The organism is Nonomuraea sp. NPDC050328 (assembly GCF_044459405.1).
Lineage (GTDB): Bacteria > Actinomycetota > Actinomycetes > Streptosporangiales > Streptosporangiaceae > Nonomuraea.
The window spans coordinates 146,215-168,408 of record NZ_JBITIW010000002.1; the positions used below are offsets into that span (position 1 = coordinate 146,215).

25 protein-coding genes are annotated in these 22,194 nt (G+C 72.7%); 14 read left to right on the forward strand and 11 right to left on the reverse strand.

Annotation, left to right across the window (positions count from 1 at the left end; genetic code table 11):
- Positions 1 to 130 precede the first annotated feature (130 nt).
- The 7 genes from ACIBG7_RS06825 to ACIBG7_RS06855 all read left to right on the forward strand — a co-directional run bounded on the left by ACIBG7_RS06825 (position 131) and on the right by ACIBG7_RS06855 (position 6,212).
- Positions 131 to 862 carry a GntR family transcriptional regulator gene (locus tag ACIBG7_RS06825; RefSeq protein ID WP_397335455.1) on the forward strand — a complete coding sequence of 244 codons (732 nt, stop codon included), beginning with the start codon at positions 131 to 133 and terminating at the stop codon, positions 860 to 862.
- A gap of 195 nt (positions 863 to 1,057) precedes the next feature.
- Positions 1,058 to 1,660, forward strand: coding sequence for a GNAT family N-acetyltransferase (locus ACIBG7_RS06830; RefSeq protein ID WP_397335456.1), 603 nt, complete (start codon positions 1,058 to 1,060; stop codon positions 1,658 to 1,660).
- A gap of 116 nt (positions 1,661 to 1,776) precedes the next feature.
- Positions 1,777 to 2,457, forward strand: coding sequence for a copper homeostasis protein CutC (locus ACIBG7_RS06835; RefSeq protein ID WP_397335457.1), 681 nt, complete (start codon positions 1,777 to 1,779; stop codon positions 2,455 to 2,457).
- A gap of 622 nt (positions 2,458 to 3,079) precedes the next feature.
- Positions 3,080 to 3,490 (forward strand): helix-turn-helix transcriptional regulator, encoded by a 411-nt coding sequence (locus tag ACIBG7_RS06840; RefSeq protein WP_357932725.1) that lies wholly within the window; start codon positions 3,080 to 3,082, stop codon positions 3,488 to 3,490.
- A 36-nt stretch (positions 3,491 to 3,526) separates the two neighbouring features.
- Positions 3,527 to 4,264, forward strand: a complete 738-nt coding sequence (gene modA / locus ACIBG7_RS06845; RefSeq protein WP_397335941.1) for a molybdate ABC transporter substrate-binding protein — start codon at positions 3,527 to 3,529, stop codon at positions 4,262 to 4,264.
- Positions 4,265 to 4,431: 167 nt separating this feature from the next.
- A complete protein-coding gene (locus tag ACIBG7_RS06850) occupies positions 4,432 to 5,181 on the forward strand; it encodes an ABC transporter permease (RefSeq protein ID WP_397335458.1) in 750 nt (249 codons plus the stop codon).
- Positions 5,178 to 6,212, forward strand: a complete 1,035-nt coding sequence (locus ACIBG7_RS06855; protein WP_397335459.1) for an ABC transporter ATP-binding protein — start codon at positions 5,178 to 5,180, stop codon at positions 6,210 to 6,212. The genes ACIBG7_RS06850 and ACIBG7_RS06855 overlap by 4 nt, the downstream gene beginning before the upstream one ends.
- Here the strand turns inward: ACIBG7_RS06855 and ACIBG7_RS06860 are convergent.
- Positions 6,200 to 7,240, reverse strand: coding sequence for a DUF6986 family protein (locus tag ACIBG7_RS06860; RefSeq protein WP_397335460.1), 1,041 nt, complete (start codon positions 7,238 to 7,240; stop codon positions 6,200 to 6,202). The two genes, ACIBG7_RS06855 and ACIBG7_RS06860, sit on opposite strands and share 13 nt — an antisense overlap.
- A gap of 24 nt (positions 7,241 to 7,264) precedes the next feature.
- Here ACIBG7_RS06860 and ACIBG7_RS06865 point away from each other — a divergent pair, with 24 nt between their 5' ends.
- Positions 7,265 to 8,182: a CPBP family intramembrane glutamic endopeptidase gene (locus ACIBG7_RS06865; protein ID WP_397335461.1), complete on the forward strand. Its 918-nt coding sequence runs from the start codon at positions 7,265 to 7,267 to the stop codon at positions 8,180 to 8,182.
- Here ACIBG7_RS06865 and ACIBG7_RS06870 read toward each other — a convergent pair.
- The 5 genes from ACIBG7_RS06870 to ACIBG7_RS06890 form a co-directional block, all read right to left on the reverse strand.
- A complete protein-coding gene (locus ACIBG7_RS06870) occupies positions 8,133 to 9,437 on the reverse strand; it encodes an FAD-dependent oxidoreductase (protein WP_357932709.1) in 1,305 nt (434 codons plus the stop codon). The genes ACIBG7_RS06865 and ACIBG7_RS06870 overlap by 50 nt on opposite strands.
- Positions 9,438 to 9,449: 12 nt before the next feature.
- A complete protein-coding gene (locus tag ACIBG7_RS06875) occupies positions 9,450 to 10,610 on the reverse strand; it encodes a class I adenylate-forming enzyme family protein (RefSeq protein WP_397335462.1) in 1,161 nt (386 codons plus the stop codon).
- Positions 10,611 to 10,757: 147 nt separating this feature from the next.
- Positions 10,758 to 12,293, reverse strand: coding sequence for an AMP-binding protein (locus ACIBG7_RS06880; protein ID WP_397335463.1), 1,536 nt, complete (start codon positions 12,291 to 12,293; stop codon positions 10,758 to 10,760).
- A gap of 10 nt (positions 12,294 to 12,303) precedes the next feature.
- Positions 12,304 to 13,338 carry a hypothetical protein gene (locus ACIBG7_RS06885; RefSeq protein WP_397335464.1) on the reverse strand — a complete coding sequence of 345 codons (1,035 nt, stop codon included), beginning with the start codon at positions 13,336 to 13,338 and terminating at the stop codon, positions 12,304 to 12,306.
- A gap of 67 nt (positions 13,339 to 13,405) precedes the next feature.
- Positions 13,406 to 14,464: an LLM class flavin-dependent oxidoreductase gene (locus ACIBG7_RS06890; protein WP_357932698.1), complete on the reverse strand. Its 1,059-nt coding sequence runs from the start codon at positions 14,462 to 14,464 to the stop codon at positions 13,406 to 13,408.
- A gap of 146 nt (positions 14,465 to 14,610) precedes the next feature.
- On the opposite strand from ACIBG7_RS06890, the gene ACIBG7_RS06895 reads away from it, so the two are divergent.
- Positions 14,611 to 15,054 carry a hypothetical protein gene (locus ACIBG7_RS06895; RefSeq protein WP_357932695.1) on the forward strand — a complete coding sequence of 148 codons (444 nt, stop codon included), beginning with the start codon at positions 14,611 to 14,613 and terminating at the stop codon, positions 15,052 to 15,054.
- A gap of 77 nt (positions 15,055 to 15,131) precedes the next feature.
- On the opposite strand, the gene ACIBG7_RS06900 is transcribed toward ACIBG7_RS06895, so the two are convergent.
- On the reverse strand, positions 15,132 to 16,058 hold the full coding sequence (locus tag ACIBG7_RS06900; protein ID WP_397335465.1) for an acyl-CoA dehydrogenase family protein: 927 nt from the start codon (positions 16,056 to 16,058) through the stop codon (positions 15,132 to 15,134).
- A gap of 127 nt (positions 16,059 to 16,185) precedes the next feature.
- Here ACIBG7_RS06900 and ACIBG7_RS06905 point away from each other — a divergent pair, with 127 nt between their 5' ends.
- Together ACIBG7_RS06905 and ACIBG7_RS06910 are read left to right on the forward strand one after the other, a co-directional pair.
- Positions 16,186 to 16,827, forward strand: coding sequence for a hypothetical protein (locus tag ACIBG7_RS06905; RefSeq protein ID WP_357932690.1), 642 nt, complete (start codon positions 16,186 to 16,188; stop codon positions 16,825 to 16,827).
- Between the two features lie 89 nt (positions 16,828 to 16,916).
- The gene (locus tag ACIBG7_RS06910) at positions 16,917 to 18,650 is read left to right on the forward strand and encodes a proline--tRNA ligase (protein ID WP_397335466.1); all 1,734 of its coding nucleotides are present in this window, start codon (positions 16,917 to 16,919) and stop codon (positions 18,648 to 18,650) included.
- Between the two features lie 131 nt (positions 18,651 to 18,781).
- Here the strand turns inward: ACIBG7_RS06910 and ACIBG7_RS06915 are convergent, their stop codons facing one another.
- From ACIBG7_RS06915 to ACIBG7_RS06930, 4 genes are read right to left on the reverse strand one after another with little or no spacing between them, the layout of a single operon-like run.
- Positions 18,782 to 18,964 (reverse strand): DUF4236 domain-containing protein, encoded by a 183-nt coding sequence (locus ACIBG7_RS06915; protein ID WP_357932685.1) that lies wholly within the window; start codon positions 18,962 to 18,964, stop codon positions 18,782 to 18,784.
- Between the two features lie 50 nt (positions 18,965 to 19,014).
- Positions 19,015 to 19,221 carry a DUF4236 domain-containing protein gene (locus ACIBG7_RS06920; protein WP_357932682.1) on the reverse strand — a complete coding sequence of 69 codons (207 nt, stop codon included), beginning with the start codon at positions 19,219 to 19,221 and terminating at the stop codon, positions 19,015 to 19,017.
- 22 nt (positions 19,222 to 19,243) lie between these two features.
- A complete protein-coding gene (locus tag ACIBG7_RS06925; protein WP_397335467.1) occupies positions 19,244 to 19,744 on the reverse strand; it encodes a ferritin-like domain-containing protein in 501 nt (166 codons plus the stop codon).
- Positions 19,741 to 20,238, reverse strand: coding sequence for a hypothetical protein (locus tag ACIBG7_RS06930; protein WP_357932676.1), 498 nt, complete (start codon positions 20,236 to 20,238; stop codon positions 19,741 to 19,743). Before ACIBG7_RS06930 ends, ACIBG7_RS06925 begins: the two co-directional genes overlap by 4 nt.
- Positions 20,239 to 20,336: 98 nt before the next feature.
- On the opposite strand from ACIBG7_RS06930, the gene rimP reads away from it, so the two are divergent.
- The 3 genes from rimP to ACIBG7_RS06945 are packed head-to-tail and all read left to right on the forward strand — an operon-like array spanning position 20,337 to position 22,160.
- Positions 20,337 to 20,837, forward strand: a complete 501-nt coding sequence (gene rimP, locus ACIBG7_RS06935; RefSeq protein ID WP_397335468.1) for a ribosome maturation factor RimP — start codon at positions 20,337 to 20,339, stop codon at positions 20,835 to 20,837.
- 11 nt (positions 20,838 to 20,848) lie between these two features.
- The gene (gene nusA, locus ACIBG7_RS06940; RefSeq protein ID WP_357932670.1) at positions 20,849 to 21,853 is read left to right on the forward strand and encodes a transcription termination factor NusA; all 1,005 of its coding nucleotides are present in this window, start codon (positions 20,849 to 20,851) and stop codon (positions 21,851 to 21,853) included.
- Complete coding sequence (locus tag ACIBG7_RS06945) at positions 21,837 to 22,160, forward strand: YlxR family protein (RefSeq protein WP_357932667.1); 324 nt, start codon at positions 21,837 to 21,839, stop codon at positions 22,158 to 22,160. The genes nusA and ACIBG7_RS06945 overlap by 17 nt, the downstream gene beginning before the upstream one ends.
- The last annotated feature ends 34 nt before the right edge of the window (positions 22,161 to 22,194 follow it).

Here is a 22,194-nt window from a genome sequence, read left to right on the forward strand (position 1 = left end):
TTGTACCAACGATTGGATGATGCGGCTGTCAAGGCCGTTCGGTCAAGGGGTTCTGGCCTGCTAGAACCAGATCGTCTAAATTGTTGGAACAAAAGGGGTGAAAGTGGCAGCGTCCCCGCTTTACCGACAGGTGGCTGCGATCCTGCGGCAAGCCATCTACTCCGGCGTCTACCGCCCAGGGGACGTGCTGCCCACGGAAGAGAAGCTCCAGGAGCAGTACGGCGTCAGCCGCAACACCGCGCGCAACGCGCTCACCATGCTCCTCAACGAGGGCCTCATCACCCGCACGCCCCGCATCGGCTCCGTCGTCAGGGAACGCCGGGCGCTGCTCATCCACCCGCAACGCGAACTCGAACCCCAGCCGGAAGGAGAGATCAGGGAGGCGTTCGCGACCGCCGTCCAGGCCGAGGGCCGCGGGTTCAGTCAGGACATCACCATCCAGATCTTGCGCCCGGAGGACGAGATCGCCAGCCGGCTCGAACTCGGCGACGAGGAGTTCGCCGTGGTGCGCCGGCGGCTGCGGTTCGTGGACGGCCAGCCGTACAACACCAACGACTCCTACTTCCCCGAGCGGATCGTGGCCGGGTCGGAGATCGCCCGGCCCGGCGACATCCGCCGGGGCGCCAACCGGGTCCTGGAGGAGCTGGGCCACAAGCAGGTCCGGGTGGTGGACGACATCCAGGGCAGGATGCCCACGCACCTGGAGTCCGAACAGCTCAAGCTCGACGTGGGCACGCCGGTGCTGGTGTACACGCGCGTCGGGTTCGACGCCGGCGACACGCCGGTCCGCGTAGCCGTGTCGGTCTTTCCCGCCGACAAGCACTTGATCAGATATGAGCTCGGCCTCTCCTGGCCAGCTTGAAGGCAGGGCTCGCTTGGGGGTGATCGCGCCGCCCGGTGCCTCGCGAGCCATTTCGGACTTGCCGCACCGGCGTCGGGAGTAGGGCATACTCCCGAAACTTCGATTTATCCATATATATCCGGTTATGTGCCGTGCGCGATGAATCGAGCACACTCCGTGTTCACGCGCACACCCATCGCAACGAAGGGTTGAATCATGCACTCGCACACCCATGCCCCCTCGTCCACCCTTCGGCCCCCGCTGACCCTGCGGCGAGCCGAACCCGGCGACCTGTCAGGCGTGCTCACCCTCCTCGCCGACACCGCGGAATGGCTGCACTCCCAGGGCGTACGACAGTGGCCGCGCGGCGGCTTCGGCCCCGAGCGCATCGAACCGCTCATCGGCGAACGGGTCCTGCACGTGCTCGACGCCGACCTCGGCGGCCTGACCGCGGGCCCAATCGCCTGCATCGCCCTCGACGGGCATGCCGACCCCGAGTTCTGGACCCCAGCCGACCGGCCCGCCGACGCGCGGTACGTGCACAAGCTGGCCGTCTCCCGCGCGTGGTCCGGCATGGGGCTCGGCGACGCCCTGCTCGACTGGGCCGGCGCGACCGTGGGGGACGCCGGGCTGGGCTGGCTCCGCCTCGACTGCGCCAAGGACAACGCCGGGCTCCAGCGCTACTACCGGCGGCGCGGATTCACCCACCTGCGCACCGTGGACCTGCCCCACCGGGCCTCCGGCGCGCTCTTCCAGCGGCGGGCCGGCGGCGGTGACCTGTTCCGCCAACTCGGCGTCCGCGAGCTCGTCGACGCCTGACCTTCCGGCTCCCTGACTCTCATTGACAGGGTCCGTCAAATGCCCCCTTCCATCCCGGAAGGGGGCAGAACAGGCGATAGCCTTTGCCGCGTGAGTCGAAACAGCGGTGAGGGGTCATGACGGGATCGTTGCTGGAGGTCATCGCCCTGGACGTGCGCGACGCCATCGCCGCCGAGCGGGGTGGCGCCGACCGTCTCGAGGTCGTCGCCGACATGGCCGCCGACGGGCTCACCCCGGCGCCCGAGACCGTCGCCGCCATCGCCCACGCCTGCGCGCTGCCGCAGATGGTCATGATCCGCGCGCACGCCGGCTTCACCCTCGGCGAGGGCGAACTCGACGAGCTCCGCCACACGGTCAAGGAACTCGCCTCCGCCGGGGCCGCCGGGTTCGTCTTCGGCTTCCACGACGCCGCCGGGGCCGTCGACCTGGCCGCCACCGAGGCGCTCATCCACGCCGCCTCGCCGCTGCCCTGGACCTTCCACCGGGCCGTCGACCACGCCGCCGACGTCCACGCCGCCTGGCGGGCCGTCCGGCTGCTGCCCAACCTCGCCACCGTCCTCACCTCCGGCGCGCCCAGCGGGGTCTCCGACGGGCTGGCCATCCTCAAGGCCCGGGCCGAGGCCGGCGACGCCTCCCTCATCCTCGCCGGCGGCGGCCTCCAGCGGCCCCACGTCCCCACCCTCCTGTCGTACGGCGTGCGTGCCTTCCACGTCGGCAGCGCCGTCCGGCCCTCCTGGCACGAACCCGTCGACCCGGCCCTCGTCGCCCAATGGCGCACTCTCATCGACCGCGACTAGCCGGTTCTTTTTATCTGGCGTTCCTCCCTCCCTCCGCCCAGGATCACGCCCCACCGCCCGGCTACTCGCCGCATAGAAGACCGGGGTCGGCGGAGGCGTGACCTAACCCGCCGCACCGGGGACTGACAGCCGCGCCGGGGACTTGAACGGCCGTACCGGAGGACTGGCGGCCGGAGGGTCGAACGGCCGGCAGGGGACTGGGCGGCCAGCAGGGGACTGGGCGGTCTGCCGGGGATGAATGGACCGCGCCGGACGCTGAACGGCCGTGGCGGGTTGCCTGAACGGCGGCGCGGCCCTCCCCGCCGGGCTTCCCCCACCTAACTGATGCGGCGAGCGACCCCCTCGGTGGTGCGTGATCCTGTGCGGTGGTGCGCTGGGGTCGGCGAGGGTGTGAAGGGGAGTTGGGAAGCGGAGGAAGGAAGGTTGGGGCTCTAGGGGAGCGGTCCGCCGACCGCCTTGGCCGCCCCTTGACGGCGGGGGTAGCGGTGAGCCGGGCCGCGTCGCTGGACCGGGTTCGGGGGTGGACTGCGGAACCATGGGTGGTGTATCCGCGGCCGCAGCCTCGGTTCTGCAAGGCCGTACCCCGAGTTGACCTAGCATCTGCCAAGGATAAAGTGACCCCGTGACCACGTTCGGCATCAGCGAAGCAGCCGCCCTCCTAGGCGTGAGCGCCGACACCGTCCGCCGCTGGGTCGACTCCGGCCGTCTGCCGGCAAGTCGCGACGAGCACGGGCATCGTCGCGTGAGCGGCCCCGACCTGGCCGCGTTCGCCCGGGCCCAGGTGGGGCCGGACAGCGAGGCCGGCCACTCCTCGGCCCGCAACCGCTTCCGCGGGATCGTCACCGAGGTGCTCCGCGACGCGGTCATGGCCCAGGTGGAGATCGCGGCGGGGCCGTTCCGGGTGGTGTCCCTGATGAGCCGCCAGGCCGCCGACGAGCTGGGCCTGGAGCCCGGCGTGGTCGCGGTCGCGGTGATCAAGTCCACGAACGTCGTCGTCGAGATCCCCGGCCACGCGCGCGTGGCGAGCCCCTGAGGAGACGCCTTGCCGGCGAAACGCTCGATCGTCGTGATGTTGTTGGGTGCGCTGACCCTGCTGGCCGGTGGCTGCGGTTCCGGGGCGGGTGCAGGGGCGGGGAAGGGCACTGTGACGGTGTTCGCCGCGGCCTCGCTGACCGGGGCTTTCACCGAGCTCGGCCAGGCGTACGAGCGGGCGCGTCCCGGGACGAGGGTGCGGTTCAACTTCGGCTCCAGCGCGACGCTGGCGCAGCAGCTCGTCCAGGGGGCGCCGGCTGACGTGTTCGCCGCGGCCAGCCCGGCGACCATGAAGACGGTCACCGACGCCGGTCTGGCCGGGCCGGCCGCGGTCTTCGCGCGGAACAAGCTGCGGATCGCGGTGCCCAAGGACAACCCGGCGGGGGTGGACTCGCTGGCCGATCTGGCCGATCCCAAGGTCAAGGTGGCGCTGTGCGCGGAGCAGGTGCCATGCGGGGCCGCTGCGGTCAAGGCGCTGGCCGCGGCGGGGCTCAAGGTCAAGCCGGTCACCTTGGAGCAGGATGTGAAGGCGACGCTGGCGAAGGTCGAGCTGGGGGAGGTGGACGCCGCGCTGGTGTACCAGACCGATGTGCTGGCCTCCGGGGGCAAGGTGGCCGGGCTGTCGTTCCCTGAGGCGGATCAGGCGGTCAACGACTATCCGATCGTGGTCCTGACCAGGGCTCCCGACGCCGAGGGGGCGCGGGGGTTCGTCGAGCTGGTCCGGTCGGCGCAGGGGCAGGCCGTGCTGGCGAAGGCGGGATTCCAGACCTCATGACCAGGCGTGGTGACGGGCCGGAGGGGGAGCCCCAAGGGCCGGCGGAGGGGGAGCCTGCTCGGGCGGCGCACGTGCCCGGGGAGAGGGAACCCAACCGGGCGGTCAGGGTGAGCGGGCGGTCGGTGAAGGTCAGCGGGCGGGCGCCGTGGGTGTTGGTGGTGCCGGCGATGGCTGGGCTGGTGTTCCTGGTGTTGCCGCTGGTCGGGCTGGTGGTGCGCGCGCCGTGGTCCACGTTGCCGAGCCGGCTGGCCCAGCCGCACGTGCTGGAGGCGCTGCGGCTGTCGCTGGTGACGGCGACCGCCGCCACGGTGATCTGCCTGCTGCTGGGGGTGCCGCTGGCGTGGTTGCTGGCGCGGGCCGAGTTCCCCGGGCGCAGGATCGCGCGGGCGCTGGTGACGGTCCCGCTCGTGCTCCCGCCTGTGGTCGGCGGGGTGGCGTTGCTGCTGGTGCTCGGGCGGCGGGGGCTGGTGGGGCAGTGGCTGGAGTCCACGTTCGGGGTGTCGCTGCCGTTCACCACGGCCGGGGTGATCGTCGCTGAAGCGTTCGTGGCGATGCCCTTTCTGGTGATCAGCGTCGAGGGGGCGTTGCGGGCGGCTGACCGGCGTTACGAGGAGGCTGCCGCCACTCTCGGGGCCTCGCGGTGGACGGCCTTCCGTCGGGTGACGCTGCCGCTGGTGATGCCGGGTGTGCTGGCCGGGGCGGTGTTGTGCTGGGCGCGGGCGCTGGGGGAGTTCGGGGCCACGATCACGTTCGCCGGGAATTTTCCCGGCACCACGAGGACCATGCCGCTGGCGGTCTACCTCGCGCTGGAGACCGAGCCGGAGGCGGCCATCGTGCTCAGCCTCGTCCTGCTCGCCGTGTCGGTGCTCATCCTCGCCAGCCTGCGCGACCGCTGGACCGGGGCGGCGACGGGATGAGCCTGCATGCCCGGCTGGTCGTCGAACGGCCCGCCTTCCGCCTCGACCTGGAGCTGGACGTCGCCCCAGGCGAGATCGTCGCGCTGCTCGGCCCGAACGGCGCGGGTAAGACGACCGCGCTGCGCGCCCTGGCCGGGCTGGCCCCGCTGGCCGCGGACGGGTTCATCGAGCTCGACGGCCAGGCGGTCCACCGCCGCCCGGCCGAACAGCGGCCGGTCGGCATGGTCTTCCAGGACTACCTGCTCTTCCCGCACCTGTCGGCCCTGGACAACGTCGCCTTCGGCCCCCGCTGCCGGGGGAGCGGCAAGACCGAGGCCCGCCGGCTCGCCGCCGAGCTGCTCGCCCGCGTCGGGCTGGCCGACCTGGCGAAGGTACGGCCCGGCGAGCTCTCCGGCGGTCAGGCGCAACGCGTCGCCCTGGCCCGGGCGCTTGCCGTACAGCCGAGGTTGCTGCTCCTGGACGAGCCCCTTGCGGCCCTGGACGCGCACACCCGCCTGGAGGTGCGGTCGGGCCTGCGGCGGCACCTGGAGGGCTTCGACGGCGCGACGGTGCTGGTCACGCACGACCCGCTGGACGCCATGGTGCTGGCCGACCGCCTGGTGGTGATCGAGCGGGGCCGCGTCGTCCAGGAGGGCCCGCCCGCCGAGGTGGCCGCCCGGCCCCGCACCGACTACGTGGCCAGGCTGGTGGGACTCAACCTCTACCGTGGCACCGCCGCGGCGGGCCGGGTGAAGGTGGGCGAGCTGCTCTTCAGCACCAGCGAGCCGCTCGACGGCCCGGCGTTCGTGGCCTTCTCCCCGGCCGCGGTCGCCCTGTACCGCAGCCGGCCCGACGGCAGCCCGCGCAACCTGTGGCAGGCGCGCATCGAGGGGGTCGAGCGGCACGGCGATAACGTCCGGGTGCACCTGACCGGCCCGGTGACCGCGTTCGCCGACGTCACCCCGGCGGCGGTGGCCGAGCTCGACCTCACCACCGGGCGGGAGGTCTGGGTCTCGGTGAAGGCCGCCGAGACGCACGCCTATCCGGCGTGACCCAGCGCGGAGTCGGCGCGGCGGAGGGCGGCGGCCAGGCTCTTGATCGTCGCCGGTTCGTCCAGGACGCCGCCGACCTGCCGCTGCTCCTCCCAGGCCCGCACCCGCGCCGCGTACTCGTCGTAGCGCGCCAGGTGGAAGGCGTAGACGGTGGCGAAGCGGCTGACCAGGTGCGAGGGGTGCATGTCCCAGCCCTGGTAGAAGCCGTTGCCCAGGGAGTGCCGGACGAGCTGCGCGTGCCGGGCCCAGAGGACGTGCACGTCCGCCGTCGCCTCGGAGGCGGGCGCGGCGGCCAGGGAACCGTCCGACAGCTCGACCGGCGTGGTCGCGAAGGCGGTCTGCATGAGGTGCCGCGCGTGGTCGCAGGCCGGGTGGTCGAGCCGCTGCTCGTGCGGGGGCAGGCCGAGCGCGGCGGTGTAGTCGAAGACGCCGAAGTGCGCGCCGGTCAGCCGCTCGTGCAGGCCGGGACGCAGGAACGGCAGCGTGCGCGGGTCCTCGACCTGGAGCTCGAAGCCGGCACCGGCCGGGAGCCGCTCGGCGAAGCGGTGCACGGCCGGCTCCTCCAGCACCTTCGGGAAGGTGACCGTGCAGCCGGGCAGCACGCCGGTCCGCTCCAGGAACAGGGCGAGCGTGCGCAGCGAGCGCTCCTCGTCGTCGGCGAACGACTTCACCCGCAGCCCCCAGCGCCGCGGCAGCCCGCCGGTCCGGTGCAGCTCCAGCACCGCCTCGGCGGCGGCCTCGGCGTGCCCGTCCTCCTCGGCGGGACGCGTGCCGTACCCGTCCTCGAAGTCGATGCGCACGTCCTCGATCGGCTCCGTGGCGAGCTTGGCCGCCACCCGCGGGTGTACGGCACGCGCCAGGCCGAGCGGGACGCCGAAGACCTCGGCGAGTTCCTCCGGCCCGGCCAGGTGCTCCTCCAGCAGCGCGCGGGCCTGTTCGCCCCACTCGCGCACGGTCCTGACGGACCAGCGGTGGGCGGGCACGTAGACCGTGTGGACGGGTTGCCAGTGGAAAGACCCTGTGAGCACGCGGCATAGCCTAATGTCCACCGCATGCGGCACTTCGGCGCGGACAACCCGCTGTTCACCCTGGCCCGTTCCGGGCGGCGCACCACCCACCCTCTGCTGGCGATCGCGATCGCCCTGGGCGCCCTGCTGTTCGGCTCGGCGGCGGGCGAGGTCCTGCTGAGCCTGATCGCGGTGCCCGCCGATCCGGCGGTGCGGCTGCTGGTTCTGCTGGTGCTCGGGTTCGCGCCGACGGCGGCGCTCGTGTGGATGTGGGTGCGCGGCTTCGAGGGGCGCGGCTGGAGCACTCTCGGCTTCACCCGGGATCGCGCCGGCTGGAAGAGCCTGCGCGGCTTCCTCACCGGCCTGCTGTCCTTCGGCCTGGTCACCGGGCTGCTGGTGGCCCTGGGGTACGCGGCGCGGGAGAACGTCCCCGAGGCGTTCGTGCCCGCGCTGGTGGTGCTGGCCGGGTGGATCGTGCAGAGCTCGACCGAGGAGGTCCTCGTGCGGGGCTTCCTCATGCCGGTGGTGGGCGCCCGCTGGGGAGCCGTCGCCGGGGTGGGCGTCTCGGCGTTGCTCTTCGCGCTGCTGCACGGGCTGAACCCGGGCGTCACCCCGCTCAGCGTCGTCAACCTCGTGCTGGTCGGGGTGCTGCTCGGCCTCTACGCCCTCTACGAGGGGGCGCTGTGGGGCGTGTGCCTGTGGCACGCCGCCTGGAACTGGGCGCAGGGCAGCGTCTTCGGTTTCGAGGTCAGCGGGCAGACCACCGGCGTGCTCTCCGTCGTCGACCTGCGCGAGCAGGGGCCCGACGTGGTGACCGGCGGCGCCTTCGGCCCGGAGGGCGGGCTCGCCTCGACGCTGGTGCTGCTGCTCGGCGTCGCTGTCGTGGTGCTGGTGGCCCGCCGGGTCGGAGGGGTCAGCCCCGGCCGCAGGCGGCCAGCATCGCCTCCAGACCGGTCAGCTTGACCTTGTCGCCCCGGCCGAGCGAGCGGGCCAGCTCGCCCTCGGCCGCCTCGATGCGCAGCCAGTCGTCGTAGGTGACCGGCGTGAGGCCCTTGGCGGCGAGCAGGTCGTCGAGCCCGGCCCGCTCGACGGGATCCCGATCCGAGAGGTCGGCGAGGAGGGTGCGGACCGTCTCGGCGGCGTCGGACTTGTTGGTGCCGATGACGCCGGTGGGCCCGCGCTTGAGCCACCCCGCGACGTACTCCCGATCCCGCACCCGGCCGGCCACGTTGGGCACGGTCATGGTGCCGGTGTCGAACGGCACCCCCGGCAGCGGCACGCTCTGGTAGCCGACCGAGCGCAGCACCATGCCCACCGGGAGGGTCTCGAACTCGCCGGTGCCGACGACGCGGCCCTCCTCCGACAGCCGGGTGCGCTCCAGACGCAGGCCCTCGACCCGCTCCGCACCCAGGATCTCGACCGGGCGCAGCCAGAACCGCACGTCGAGGCGGCGGGGACGGCCCTCGGGCGGCCGGGCCGCCCACGACTGCAGCACGTCGATGTTGCCGCGGACCTGCCGGGGGAAGTCGCCGCCGAGCACCACGGCCTCCTCCGGCCGCACGCAGACGTCGGCGTTGCCCACCTCGCCGAGCTCGCGCAGCTCCTTGAGGGTGAACTTGGCGTGCTCGGGGCCGCGGCGGCCGATCATGTGGATCGCCTTGACCTGGGAGGCGTCCAGGTTGCCCAGCACCTCGTGCGGGATGTCGGTGCCTTCGAGGTCGGCGGCGGTCTTGGCGAGGATGCGCACCACGTCCACCGCCACGTTGCCGACGCCGATGACGGCGATCTCCGGGCTGTCGAGGGTGAAGCGGTCGGGGGAGACGTCGGGATGCCCGCAGTACCAGTTGACGAAGTCGGTCGCGGCGACGCTGCCGGGCAGGTCCTCGCCGGGGATGCCCAGCCGCCGGTCGACCATCGCGCCGGTGCAGTAGACCACCGCGTCGTAGTGGCTCAGCAGCTCCTCGACGGTCAGGTCAGCGCCCAGGGTGAGGCCGCCGAGGAAGCGGATCTGGGGGAGTTCGAGCACGCGCCGCAGGTAGTTGGCGATCGACTTGATCGAGGTGTGGTCGGGGGCGACGCCGTACCTCACCAGGCCGTACGGCGCGGGCAGCCGCTCCAGCACGTCCACCCGCACCGGGCCGGGGGACTGCTTGACGAGTGCCTCTGCGGTGTAGATCCCGGCCGGGCCCGAGCCCACGACTGCGACCGTCAGCGTCACCGTGCCGCCTCCTCAACTCACCGGGCCGCTGGGGAGGGTGCGTCCCGCCAGACGCAGGCGGCCGGTGTGGTCGATATATCCCCGATCCCCGGTGCGGATGAACCCATCTCGGGCGAACACCGAACGATCACGAGATCTCTCCAGGTAGCCGGTCATGACGGCCGGGGAGCGCAGCAGCACCTCGCCCTCCTCGCCCTCTTCGACCGGTCGTCCGGCGGCGTCGCGGATCGCCACGTCCACCCCGGCCCGCGGCCGGCCCACCGACTCCTCGGCGTCCTCCGGCGGGTCGTCCGGCCGGGTGCCCAGGCCGAGCCCGGCCTCGGTGCAGAGGTAGCGGTTGCAGACCGGCACGCCGTACCGCTCGCGCAGCGCCCGGATCAGGCCCGGCGGGGCTGGCGCGCCGCCGCTCAGCACCAGGGTCAGGTCGGGCAGCTCGGCTCCGGTGGCGAGCAGTTCGGCGAGCTGGCGCGGGCTGCCCTGCAGCACCCGGATCCGGTGCCGGCGCAGGACCTCCACCGCCGCGCCGGCCTCCCAGCAGGGCAGCAGGTGGCTGGTGCGGCCGGTCTGCAGGAAGATCGGCAGCCGGGTGGCGAACGACAGGTGCCCGAGCGGCTGCGTCACCAGCCGCGCGTCGCCGGTGCCCCAGCGGGTCCCCGCGCCGTGCGCGCGGATGGCGGCCAGTTGCCGGTCGCCGAAGACCGCGCCCTTGCGCGGGCCGGTCCGGCCCGAGGTGAACGCCACCACGACCGGACGCTCCGGGTCGGGCGGGAAGGGCGGTGGCGGGCGCTCGTCGCGGGCCACCCCTCTCAGGCTGTACGGCAGGCCGCGCCGCACCGGCAGCGTGATCACCTCCACCCCCGGAGGCGCGGGCGAGGGCCCCGGCTCGGTGATGACGAGGTCCGGCCTCAGCCCGTCGGGCAGCTTCCCTGGGCCGCACCCTGCGGTGAGCGCGCCGATCTTGGCCGCGGCCAGGTAGCAGAGCACGAACTCCGGCCCGTCCGGCAGCGCCAGCGCGACCAGGTCGCCGACGCGCACCCCGCGGTGCGTCAGGCCCGCCGCCACCTGGTCGGACAGGCGGTCGAGCTCGGTGAAGGACAGGGACATGGAACCGGAGACGACCGCCGCGCGCGCCCCGAACCGGCGTGCGGCCTCCCCGGCCAGCAGGCGCAACATCGCACGGCTCCCGAGGTAGGCGCGTACCGGCCTCATACCCCGCCGGGGCCCCCACGAACGCCCCCGCACCGCCCAGGTGAACCGCCCCGGGTGGTGCCTCTCCGGCCAGGAGACGGTGGGCGAGGAGCCCCCCCGTGTGTCCCCCGGTCAGGAGGCGGTGAGCCGGCGCAGGGCCTGTTTGTCCACCTTCCCCGTGGCGTTGAGCGGCAGCTCCTCGACGACCGTCAGGTGCTTGGGGACCTTGTGCGAGGACAGGTGCCTCCGCGCCCACCCGAGCACCGCGGCGGCGTCCACCTCCTGCCCCGGCCGGGGCACCGCGAAGGCCCAGCCCGCCTCACCGCTCCGCGCGTCGGGCACCCCCACCACCGCCACCTGCGCCAGCGACCCCTCCCGCAACAGCAGCGCCTCCACCTCGGCGGGCGAGACGTTGAACCCGTTGACGATGTACAACTCCTTCAGCCGGTCCACCAGCACCACGTTCCCCGACGGGTCGAGGTACCCCACGTCCCCGGTGTGCAGCCAGCCGTCGGCGTCGATCACCTCGGCGGTGCGGACCGGGTCGTCCCAGTAGCCGCGCATCACCCCGTAACCGCGTTGCAGGATCTCGCCGCGCTCGCCCGCCGGGAGTGCGTGCCCGGCCGGGTCGACGACCTTGACCTCGATGCCCGGCACCGGCCGCCCGGCCGTGCCCGCGACCACCTCCACCGGGTCCTCCGCCCGGGTCATCGAGACGACCGTGCCCTCCATCAGGCCGTAGGCGTTGATCATGCGCTCCAGACCGGTGCGGTCGAGGAGCCGCCTGACCAGCTCGGGGGGTACGGCTGCCGCGCCGCAGATGGCCACGCGCAGGGAGGAGAAGTCGTGCGGGGCGCGGTCGAGCTCGTCCAGGAGGCGGTGGAAGAGGGTGGGCGGGCCGGCCAGGACGGTGATTTTCCGGGATTCGAGGAGGTCGATGATGAGCTCGGGGCGGAACACCGGGACCGGGATCATCGTCGCCCGGCGTAACAGGCACGCCAGCAGGCCCGCGTTCAGCCCGAAACCGTGCGCGAACGGCGCTATCACCGGGTAGCGGTCTTCCGCCCGCAGGCCGACGATCTCGGCCCAGTCCCAGTAGCCGCGCAGGACCTGGGCGTGGTCGAGCATGACGCCCTTGGGGGTGCCGGTCGTGCCGGAGGTGGACATGATCTCGCACAGGTCGGTGGGCTCGACCGCTCCGGCCCGCTCCAGCACGGCAGCCCGGTGGCTCCGCCGTACGGGGCGAGGGGTGCGGAGGCGGGCGGAGCCCTCGGGGGTGCGGAGGTGGGCGGAGCCGTCGGCGGTGAGCAGGTGGGGGAAGCCGTCGGGTGGGGTGAAGCCGTCGGCGGCGAGCAGGGCCTTCGCACCGGTCCGCGCCAGCACGTCGGCCGCCTCCAGCGCCTTGAACCGGGCCGACAGCGGCACGATCACCGCCCCGGCGAGCCACACCCCGACCGCACGCACGACCCAGGCGGCGTCGTTGAGCCCCCACACCGCCACCCGGTCGCCCCGCTCGACCCCGAGCGCCAGCAGATCCCCGGCCACCGCCAGCGCCCGCTCCAGCAGCCCGGCATAGGTCACCCCGTCCAGGACCGGCACGTCCGGGTGCCGCGCGGCCTGCTCCAGCACCATCCGCGGCACGGTCCCCCAGTCCGGCACCGGTTCCATCCGTGCCTCCTCAGACGAGGGCGCGGTCGCGGCCCAGGTGCTGGCCGCGGAGGTCGGTGACCACCCCGGCGCCGCGCGGGGCGACCTCGGGGTCGATCTCCACGGCGATCCTGACCGGGGTCAACGCCTGGAGCGCCTGCTCGACGCGCGCCTTCCACATCGGGTTCCCGACCAGCCCCGCACGGGCATACCGCACGGTCAGCACCGCGACGTCGAGGGTGCCCGGCCGGCTGACCGTCAGGTCCCATGCGGCGACGCCGTCGATCCTGGCCAGGGCCTTGTCCAGCCGCGGCAGGCTCAGCCACACCCCGCGCACCAGCAGGTGCTCGCCGACCGTGTGCGCCGGCGCCGCACCCGGCTGGGCGGCCACCTGCCCGGTACGGAGCACCGCGTCCTCCCGCACGAGCACGAGCTCCCCCCGCCCCTCGGCGGCGAACTCGTCCTTGGCCAGGGCGGCGTGCCGTACCAGCCCGTCACGCAGCGGGGTGAGCGGGTCGGCGGCGGCCGAGCGCCACGCCAGGGCGGCCCCGGAGAAGGGGCTGGCGTAGACCTCGGTGACCGTCGCCTCGAACTCGGCGGCCAGGTGCGCGAGGGTGTGCGGGGCGGCGATCTCCCCGGTGACCACGATCTGCCGCAGTCCCAGGTCGAGCGGGTCGAGCAGGAACTCCAGGTGCAGCCGGGCGAGCAGGTCCATTGCCCCGGTCGGGGTGGTGACCAGTGTGGTGGCCCTGAGCGTGGTGAGCAGGTGCTGGAGGCGGAGCCGGCCGCGTGGTCCCACGGCGGCGGCCGCGGCGGCGACCTCGGCGGCGGCCGACGCCCACAGCGCCCCGGCCGGTTCGGCCAGAGCCACGACCACGCGGTCGGCCGGGCCGACGCCCGCCGCGGTCAGGGCGGCGGCGGTGAGCTCATGGTCGGCGGGGGAGAGCGTGACGACGGAGCCGGCGTCGGGCGAGGCGAGCAGCAGCCCGGTCGCCGTGCCGGCCGCGGCGGCCAGGTCGTCCCGCACCAGCCACCGCCCCCCGGACCCGCCGATGGACCCGGTCACCTCATCACCTCGGTCACGAAGACGGGCCGGGTCACGTCGTCACCCCGCTCCTGAGGACGGGCTGGAGTCACCTCATCACCTCGTTCATGAAGCGCGTCATCGAGTCGCACACCAGGTCGTGCGCCAGCCCGCCGACCTGCGCCTGCAGGATCAGGTCGGTCGCCCCGGCCTCGGCGATGCGGGCCACCGCCTTGCGGGAGCCCTCGGCGTCGTCGACCACGACCATGAGGTGCTCGCGCAGCGTGGCCATCGCCTCGGCGGGCGGCATCCCGGCGGCGAGCTGGCCGAGCACCCGGTGGGTGGCGTGCCGGGCGTCGTAGTAGCCGGGCGGGGTGACCAGGTTGACCTGCCGCCGGATGTACCAGAGCACCGCGTCGGCGGCGGTGGCGGCCGCCTCGTCCCGGGTCGGGCCGACGAACCAGGGGATCATCAGCGCCACCCGCCGGCTGTCGGGGTCGAAGCCGTGCCCGGCGAGCGCCTCCCGGTAGCGGGCGATGTCCTCGGCCACGTCGTCGATGCCCTTGAGCATGGTCATCGCGAGCAGGTTGTGGCCGTGCGCGGCGGCGGACAGGAAACCCTCCAGCGAGGTCGAGGCGACCCAGACCGGGGGGTGGGGCCGCTGGACCGGCCGGGGGTAGACCGCCACGTCGGGGATCTCGAAGAACTCGTTGGACCGGCTGATCGGCTCCCCGTCGGCCGACCAGAGGGCCAGGACCGCCTCCAGCGAGTCCTCCCAGATCTGCCGGGACTTCTCGAAGGGGCGCTGGAAGGCCTGGTACTCCAGGGGCGAGGCGCCGCGGCCGGTGCCGAACTCCACCCGGCCGCCGCTCAGCACGTCGAGCGTGGCGATCCGCTCCGCCGTACGGATGGGGGACTGGAAGGGCAGCAGCACGACGCCGAGGCCGAGGTGGATGCGCTCGGTGCGCTGGGACAGGGCGGCGAGCACCAGGTCGGGGGCGGAGGAGTGGGAGAAGCCGCGGGTGAAGTGGTGCTCGACGAACCAGGCGGTGTCGTAGCCGAGGCGGTCGCCCAGCACGACCTGCTCCATCACGTTGCGGAACGCCTGCTGTTCGACCTCTCGCGTGCGCCCCCGCACCTCCAGCTCGTATCCCAAGCTGATCCGCATCAACTGCCTCCCCACTTAACCAAGCGCTCGCTTGGGTCGAGCGTAGCAGTAGAGGGGGTTGCCGGGAAGTGCGCGGGGGATCAGAGTGGATGATCGTGAAGCGAAAGCACGCCCTGAGGCGGCCGAAAGATGGCACGCTCCCATCCATGAGGGGATTCCGTCGCGGGCGGGTCGCGGCCGACGAGGCGGCGCTCGCGAGCGCGCGCAGGTACGAGGCCTTCGGCCGGGTGATGGCGGCCCTGGCGGCGGAGGCGGAGATCATCGAGTCGTGCCGCGACCTCACCTGGTGGCGCGGCGCCGACCACGCCTGGCACCTGGAGTGGCGGGACGGCCCGTACGCGCACGAGGTGGCCGAGGCGTTGATCGCCGGCGTGCGCGACCCGGGCTTCGACGGCTCGCTCGCCGCCCTGGCCGGGCCGGGCGGTCCCGCGAGCGCGGTGCTCGACGTGATGGGCGTCCGGGTCGAGCTGCGGGCGATCGACCCGACCGGGTCGCGGGGGCGGCAGAACTTCTGGCGGCTGGCCGAGGCCCTCGACACCTCCCGCTCCACCGCGGGCCGCCGCCCGTGGGAGGAACTCCTCGGCGGCTGACCTCGCCCGAGGCGCCTCCTGAGGAGCGGCCGTCGGGAAGGCGGGCCGTCGGGAAGGCGGGCCGTCGGGAAGGGAGGCTAGAAGAGGGTGCCGGCCAGCCGGGCACGGTGCTCGCGCGGGGAGCCGAGCAGGCACGCGTCGGCGGTCGCCCGCTTGAAGTACCGGTGCGCCTCGTGCTCCCAGGTCACCCCGATCCCGCCGTGGACCTGGATGTTCTCCCCGGCCGCCAGCAGGTAGGCCGTTCCGCACACCGACCCGGCTGCCACCGCGGGCAGCTCGCCCCGCGCCGCCGCCTCCACCGCGGCCTGGGCCGTCTCCACGGCCATGTGCACCTCGGCCAGCTTGTGCTTGATCGCCTGAAAGGCCCCGATCGGCCGCCCGAACTGCTCGCGCACCTTGGCGTAGGCGGTCGCCGCCTCCAGGCACCGCGCCGCCCCGCCGGCCTGCTCGGCCGCCAGCGCCACGATCCCCAGGTCGCGCACCCGCTCCCAGCCGCCGCCGTCGCCCAGCACCCGCGCGGGCACGCCGTCGAAGACCAGCTCGCCCAGCGGCCGGCTCGCGTCCATGGTGCGGTACGGCTCCCGCCGCGAAGGCACGGCCTCGACCAGCGCCCCTCCGGCGTAGGCCAGCACGACCTCCCCCTCCAGCACGTGCCGGGCCACGCCGTACAGCCGCCCCCCGGACAGCCGGAGCGGGCCGGGGAAGACCACGGTGGCGCTGACCGACCCCTCGGCCAGCTCGCCCAGCCGGTGGTCCGAGCCCGCCGCCCGGAGCGCCTCGACCGCCAGCACGGCGCTCTGCAGGAACGGCAGCGGCGACAGGACCCGTCCCAGCTCGGCGGCGACGACCGCGACTTCGGCCAGGTCGGGGCGGCCCGCCCCGCCGTACTCCTCGGGGACGGTGAGGCCGCCGACCCCCAGGTCGGCGGCGAAGGCGGCCCAGCCGGCGGCCGGCCGGGCGGCGAGATAGGAGCGGACGGCGGCAGGGAGTTCGGGGTCGCTCACCCGCGATATCTTAACCAAGCAATTGCTCAACTGACTTAGGGTTGACCGAAATTTACTTTTTCTGTAAGACCACATATCGTTCGGTATGGCCTTTTGCGATGAACAGGTGAAACGGCCAGAATCGATCATGAAGAGCAGCACCGTCGAATATGCCGACTACGCCGAGTACGACCGGCGCCAGCGCGGCATCCTCCGCCACCTGCTGACCGCCTTCCTTGGGGGAGTGGCCGTCGGCCTGCTCGGCCTGCTCCCGTCCGGTCAACTGGCCAGCCTCTACGACCCCTACGCCTACCTCGCGCTGATCATCGCGGTGGGCGCCACCGCCAGCGGCCTGTCCTGGGCGGCCCTCGCCGTCTTCCTGGCCGCGACCTCCAGCGTCGTGGGGACCATGGGCGCGGGCGCGCTGCAGGGCGACTTCGACCTCAACTCCGTCGGCGGCGACGCCACCGGGCTCAACGTCCTGGTGGTGCTCCTGGTCGCGCTCGGCCTGCTGGGCTACGCGAGCCGGCGGGCGGACCTCTGGGGCGACCTGGCCGCGGGCGCGATCTCCGCGCTGCTGGTCAGCGACGTGATCGACCGGGCGAGCAAGGGCTTCCTCGACTACGAGCCGGGCTTCTGGCCCTGGCCGGCCGCCGGGCTCGCCGTCCTGTCCCTGTGCCTGCCGCTGGGCCTGCGCCGAACCGTCGGCGGGCGGCTGCGCGCGCTGGGGGTCGCCCTCGCGCTCTCGGGCCTGTTCGCGCTGGCCCTGCTGGGGCCGTGGGCCGGATAAGGCGCGGCGGCGGTGCCGCGGAGTCGATAGCCTGTAGGCACTCATGAACCCGTAGGCCGTCATCTTCCGGCCCGACCGAGGAGCTCACCGTGCTGCTGCGTATGTCGTCGTTGTTTCTTCGCACCCTGCGGGACGACCCGGCGGACGCGGAAGTGCCGAGCCACAAGCTCCTCGTCCGCGCCGGTTACGTCCGCCGCGTCGCCCCCGGCATCTACTCGTGGCTGCCCCTGGGCAAGATCGTCCTGGAGAACGTCGCCCGCGTCGTGCGCGAGGAGATGAACCGCATGGGCGGCCAGGAGGTGCTCTTCCCCGCGCTGCTGCCCCGCGAGTACTACGAGGCCACCGGCCGGTGGACCGAGTACGGCGACAACATCTTCCGGCTGAAGGACCGCAAGGGCGGCGACTACCTGCTCGGTCCCACGCACGAGGAACTGTTCACCGACATGGTGAAGAGCGAGTACTCCTCCTACAAGGACTTCCCCGTCACGCTCTACCAGATCCAGACGAAGTACCGCGACGAGGCCCGCCCCCGGGCCGGCATCCTGCGCGGGCGCGAGTTCGTGATGAAGGACTCCTACTCCTTCGACCTCGACGACGACGGCCTCAAGCGCTCCTACGAGCAGCACCGCGAGGCCTACATCAAGATCTTCGACCGGCTGGGCCTGCGCTACAAGATCGTCTTCGCGACCTCCGGCGCCATGGGCGGCTCGGCCTCCGAGGAGTTCCTGGCTCCCACGCCCACCGGCGAGGACACCTTCGTCAACTGCCACACCTGCGGCTACGCCGCCAACGCCGAAGCGGTCACCACCCCCGCCCCCGCCGCCCGCGCGATCGAGGGGCTGCCCGCCCAGCAGGTGCTCGACACCCCCGGCACGCCGACCATCGAGACGCTGGTCGACTTCCTCAACACCAACAACGGCCTGGGCATCACCGCCGCCGACACCCTCAAGAACGTCGTCTTCAAGGTGACCTACCCCGGCTCCGACAAGGCCGAGCTCCTCGTCGTCGGCGTGCCCGGCGACCGCGAGGTCGACGCCAAGCGCCTGGAGGCCGCGCTGGCCCCCGGCGAGGCCGCCATCTTCGAGGAGTTCCACAAGCAGCCCGGCCTGGTCAAGGGCTACATCGGGCCCCAGGTGCTCAAGGACCTCGGCATCCGCTATCTCGTCGACCCCCGCGTCGTCACCGGCACCGCCTGGGTGACCGGCGCCAACGAGGCCGGCAAGCACGCGGTCAACGTCGTCGCCGGCCGCGACTTCCACCCCGACGGCACCATCGAGGCCGCCGAGGTGCGCGCGGGCGACACCTGCCCCCGCTGCGGCTCCGAGCTCTCCCTCGACCGCGGCATCGAGATCGGGCACATCTTCCAGCTCGGCCGCAAGTACGCCGACGCCGCCTCGCTCGACGCGCTCGGACCCGACGGCAAGCCCGTCCGCATCACCATGGGCTCCTACGGCGTCGGCGTCTCCCGCTCGGTCGCGGTGATCGCCGAGCAGTGGCACGACGAGCTCGGCCTCGTCTGGCCGCGCGAGGTGGCCCCCGCCGACGTGCACATCGTCGGCACCGGCAAGGACAACCAGATCGAGGTCGCCCTCCAGCTCGCCACCGAGCTCGAGGCCCGCGGCCTGCGCGTCCTGGTCGACGACCGGCCCAGCGTCTCGCCCGGCGTCAAGTTCAAGGACGCCGAGCTGCTCGGCCTGCCGACCATCCTGGTCATCGGCCGCGGCCTGGCCCAGGGCGTCGCCGAGCTGCGCGACCGCGTCACCGGCGAGAAGCAGGAGATCCCGATCGCCGAGGCGGTCGAGCGCATCGCCGCCCTCGTCTGACCGGTTCGTGAACCGCCGGAGGCCGGGCGCGTCGCGCCCGGCCTCTGTACGTTCGTCCGCCGCCCGTCGCCCGCCTCTTCCAGGGTGGGGCCCCGCGGTCAGGTACGGCAGGCACCCGGTACGGCGGAGCGTCAGCGGCGGGTCGTCTTACGCCAGGAGAAGTTCCCCGGAAGGTTGACCGCCACGGTCCTGCGACCGTCCGGTCCCCGGGTCACCCGGAATAACCGGTTCCCGTAACTGTGGCCGACGCCCTTGTTCGAGAGATTGATCCGGAACGGGCCTATCTTGATCGATTTTCGATAACTCAGTCCCATGGCCCGGGAACTGCCCAGAAATCGGCCTCGTAGTAGTCGGCCCCGCCGGCTCAGTAGTAGTGCCTGCGCCGGCGCCGCCCGCCGAGCGACTTGCTGAGGTGGAAACCCCCAGGCAGCCGCAGCATCAGGTGCCTGCCGCCGTCGGGGGTGGTGGTCACGTGGAACCTGCGGCCGCCGAAGCTGTGCCCGACCCCGTGCGGGGTGAGATGGAAGCGCAGCGGCCCGACTTTGATGGTCTTCCGGTAATGCCAGCCCATGCCCTGACAACGGGCGAGCGGCTCAGCCGGTTCCCGTGCTCGGGTCGGTGCCGAGGCCCGGGCTCGTGCTCGGCGCGGGCGTGGCCGGCTGCTCGGGCATGCCGGGCAGGGCCTTGATCTGGCGGCGCAGGCCGTAGGAGCGGGTGACCGCCTCCTGCATCGCCGAGGCGGCGAAGCGGCGAAGCGTCAGCTCCTCGCACGCGGCCAGCTCCAGGTAGGCCGCGGTGATGCCGTCCTCCACCCGCACGGCCAGGTTGACCGCGTCGGTGGCCGAGGCGGTCACCGGGACGTCGTAGGACGCCTCGGTCTCCACCGCCTTGCCGCCGCGCGCCAGCAGCAGCGAGCGGAGCTGGTCGCGGCGGTAGCGGTGGGCGTCGAACGCCGCGCTCACCCGGCTCCGGAGCGTTCCCGTGGTGCGGGCGCCCAGCAGCCCGTAGGCGTAGACCGCCGCGTGCTCGGCCGCCAGCGCCTTCCCCAGCCGCGCGACATCGGCCGCGCCGTCGCGCGCGAGGCGGCGGCTCACAGGGACCTCGGCAGGGCGAGCGCGTGGGCGGCCTCGCAGGCGCCGATGCTGGCGATCAACTGGGCCAGCGAGGGCGAGGCGTCGGCGAGCTGGCGCAGCCGCAGGGCCGCCGCCTTGCGCTCGACGTCGCGCAGCCGGGTCAGCGTCACCTTCGGCTCGGCCGCGGGCGTGGACGGCGTGGGCGGGGTCGCGGTGGGCGCCTCGGTGGGCAGGTCGAGCGGCCGGCGCCGGCGCAGCTCGGCCAGGTGCACCTGGTGGCGGTCGAGAAAGGGCCGCAGCGCCGAGCCGCCGGAGTCCACCATCTGGGTGTAGAGCGCGATCGTCCGCTGCTTGTCCGAGATGAGCTGCCCGAGCAGCACGTCCTCCGGGTCGGGCGCCGGGGGCGGCTCGGCCTCGGGGGTGCGTGCCGAACAGCCCGCCACCGTGGCCGTCACCGTGCCCGGGACCAGCAGCGCACCACCGGCGAGCACGGCTCGTCTGGACAGTGTGTTCATAGGTCTGACCATGATACGGCCCGGGTGCGGATAGGGTGTGAACTGCCAGGGCGAGGTCCGCCCCGCAGATCGGACGAAAAAAAATAGGGGAGGTCGACATGGGTAGTGCCGCATCCCGCGACCACCTGATGAAGGTGCTGGAGCCCGTCGTGGCGGCGGAGGGCCTCGATCTTGAGGACGTGACGGTGGCCAGCGCGGGCAAGCGCCGCGTGCTGCGCGTGATCGTCGACCGCGACGGCGGCGTCTCGCTGGACGACGTGGCCGAGGTGAGCAACGCCGTCTCCGCGTTCCTCGACGACGACGACTCGATGGGCAGCCAGCCGTACACGCTCGAAGTCTCCTCGCCCGGCGTCGACCGGCCGCTCACCGAGCCGCGCCACTGGCGGCGCGCGGTCAAGCGGCTGGTGAAGGCCGAGCTGCGCGACGGCGGCGTGGTGGAGGGGCGCATCATGGGCGCCGACGACGGCGGCGTCGACATCGACGGCCGCAGATACGACTTTACGGACCTGACCCGTGGACGGGTGCAGGTGGAGTTCCGCAAGTTCGAAGACGAGGACGACGCTGACGACCTCGACGACTTCGACGGCGACGAAGGCTAAGGGGGAGCCTGGTGGACATCGACATGGCTGTCCTGCGCAGCCTCGAGCGGGAGAAGGACATCTCCTTCGACCTCGTGGTCAAGGCGATCGAGGACGCGCTCCTGATCGCCTACTTCCGCACCGACGGCGCGGCCCAGAAGGCGCGGGCGGAGCTCGACCGCCAGACCGGGCACGTGACGATCTACGCCGCGGAGCTCGACGACGAGGGTGAGATCGTGCGCGAGTACGAGGACACCCCGGGCAACTTCAGCCGCATCGCGGCCACGACCGCCAAGCAGGTCATCCTGCAGCAGCTGCGCGACGCCGAGGACGAGATCAACTTCGGCGAGTTCGCCAGCCGCGAGGGCGAGCTGGTCTCCGGCGTGATCCAGCAGGGCAAGGACCCGCGCACGGTCCTGGTCGACCTCGGCAAGATCGAGGCGATCCTGCCGGCCAACGAGCAGGTGCCTGGCGAGGACTACGTGCACGGCGAGCGGGTCAAGGCCTTCGTCGTGCAGGTGAAGAAGGGCCACAAGGGCCCGTCGGTCACGCTGTCGCGCACCCACCCGGGTCTGGTGAAGAAGCTCTTCGCGCTGGAGGTGCCGGAGATCCTCGACGGGACCGTCGAGATCGCCGCCATCGCGCGCGAGGCCGGGCACCGCACGAAGATCGCAGTTCGGTCACGAAAGCCGGGCGTCAACGCCAAGGGCGCGTGCATCGGGCCGATGGGTTCGCGGGTGCGCAACGTGATGACCGAGCTGCACGGCGAGAAGATCGACATCATCGACTGGTCGGACGACCCGGCGGAGTTCGTGGGGAATGCCCTGTCCCCCGCCCGTGTTTCCCACGTCGAGGTGCTTGATCTCGCGGGCCGCGTGGCTCGCGTGACGGTGCCCGACTACCAGTTGTCGCTCGCCATCGGCAAGGAGGGCCAGAACGCCCGCCTGGCGGCGAGGCTGACCGGCTGGCGCATCGACATCCGGCCGGACACCCAGGCAGAGGATGCCGCCGGTTCCGTAGATGCGTCGACACGGTAAGCTGGAATATGGTGGCCGAGTAGTGCCACCCGCATCTCCGGTAAGAACTTGCGTGGGATGCAGGGTTCGCGCTATCAAGTCAGAGCTTCTTCGCCTGGTGCTGGACGGGGATCATGTGACCCCCGACCTGCAAGGGCGGCTTCCGGGCAGGGGCGCCTCGCTGCACCCCGCCCTGAGCTGTCTCGAGCTCGCCGAGCGTAGACGAGCGTTCCCGCGCGCCTTCCGGGTGCCGGGACCGCTGGACCTTTCGCTGGTGCGGGAGCGTCTGGAGAAGGAGCAGGAAATGTCATGTAGGACGCCGGATTAAGGGGCGGAGTCAGATTGCTATGAGCGCCTGATGA

Coding starts and splice junctions, on each gene's coding strand:
- ACIBG7_RS06890 (WP_357932698.1), bottom strand. CDS start 14,464: ATGCGGATCAGCTTGGGATACGAGCTGGAGGTGCGGGGGCGCACGCGA.
- ACIBG7_RS06830 (WP_397335456.1), top strand. CDS start 1,058: ATGCACTCGCACACCCATGCCCCCTCGTCCACCCTTCGGCCCCCGCTG.
- ACIBG7_RS06915 (WP_357932685.1), bottom strand. CDS start 18,964: ATGGGACTGAGTTATCGAAAATCGATCAAGATAGGCCCGTTCCGGATC.
- modA (WP_397335941.1), top strand. CDS start 3,527: ATGTTGTTGGGTGCGCTGACCCTGCTGGCCGGTGGCTGCGGTTCCGGG.
- rimP (WP_397335468.1), top strand. CDS start 20,337: ATGGGTAGTGCCGCATCCCGCGACCACCTGATGAAGGTGCTGGAGCCC.
- ACIBG7_RS06835 (WP_397335457.1), top strand. CDS start 1,777: ATGACGGGATCGTTGCTGGAGGTCATCGCCCTGGACGTGCGCGACGCC.
- ACIBG7_RS06920 (WP_357932682.1), bottom strand. CDS start 19,221: ATGGGCTGGCATTACCGGAAGACCATCAAAGTCGGGCCGCTGCGCTTC.
- ACIBG7_RS06850 (WP_397335458.1), top strand. CDS start 4,432: ATGGCTGGGCTGGTGTTCCTGGTGTTGCCGCTGGTCGGGCTGGTGGTG.
- ACIBG7_RS06945 (WP_357932667.1), top strand. CDS start 21,837: ATGCGTCGACACGGTAAGCTGGAATATGGTGGCCGAGTAGTGCCACCC.
- ACIBG7_RS06880 (WP_397335463.1), bottom strand. CDS start 12,293: ATGGAACCGGTGCCGGACTGGGGGACCGTGCCGCGGATGGTGCTGGAG.
- ACIBG7_RS06875 (WP_397335462.1), bottom strand. CDS start 10,610: ATGTTGCGCCTGCTGGCCGGGGAGGCCGCACGCCGGTTCGGGGCGCGC.
- ACIBG7_RS06865 (WP_397335461.1), top strand. CDS start 7,265: ATGCGGCACTTCGGCGCGGACAACCCGCTGTTCACCCTGGCCCGTTCC.
- ACIBG7_RS06895 (WP_357932695.1), top strand. CDS start 14,611: ATGAGGGGATTCCGTCGCGGGCGGGTCGCGGCCGACGAGGCGGCGCTC.
- ACIBG7_RS06930 (WP_357932676.1), bottom strand. CDS start 20,238: ATGAACACACTGTCCAGACGAGCCGTGCTCGCCGGTGGTGCGCTGCTG.
- ACIBG7_RS06905 (WP_357932690.1), top strand. CDS start 16,186: ATGAAGAGCAGCACCGTCGAATATGCCGACTACGCCGAGTACGACCGG.
- ACIBG7_RS06855 (WP_397335459.1), top strand. CDS start 5,178: ATGAGCCTGCATGCCCGGCTGGTCGTCGAACGGCCCGCCTTCCGCCTC.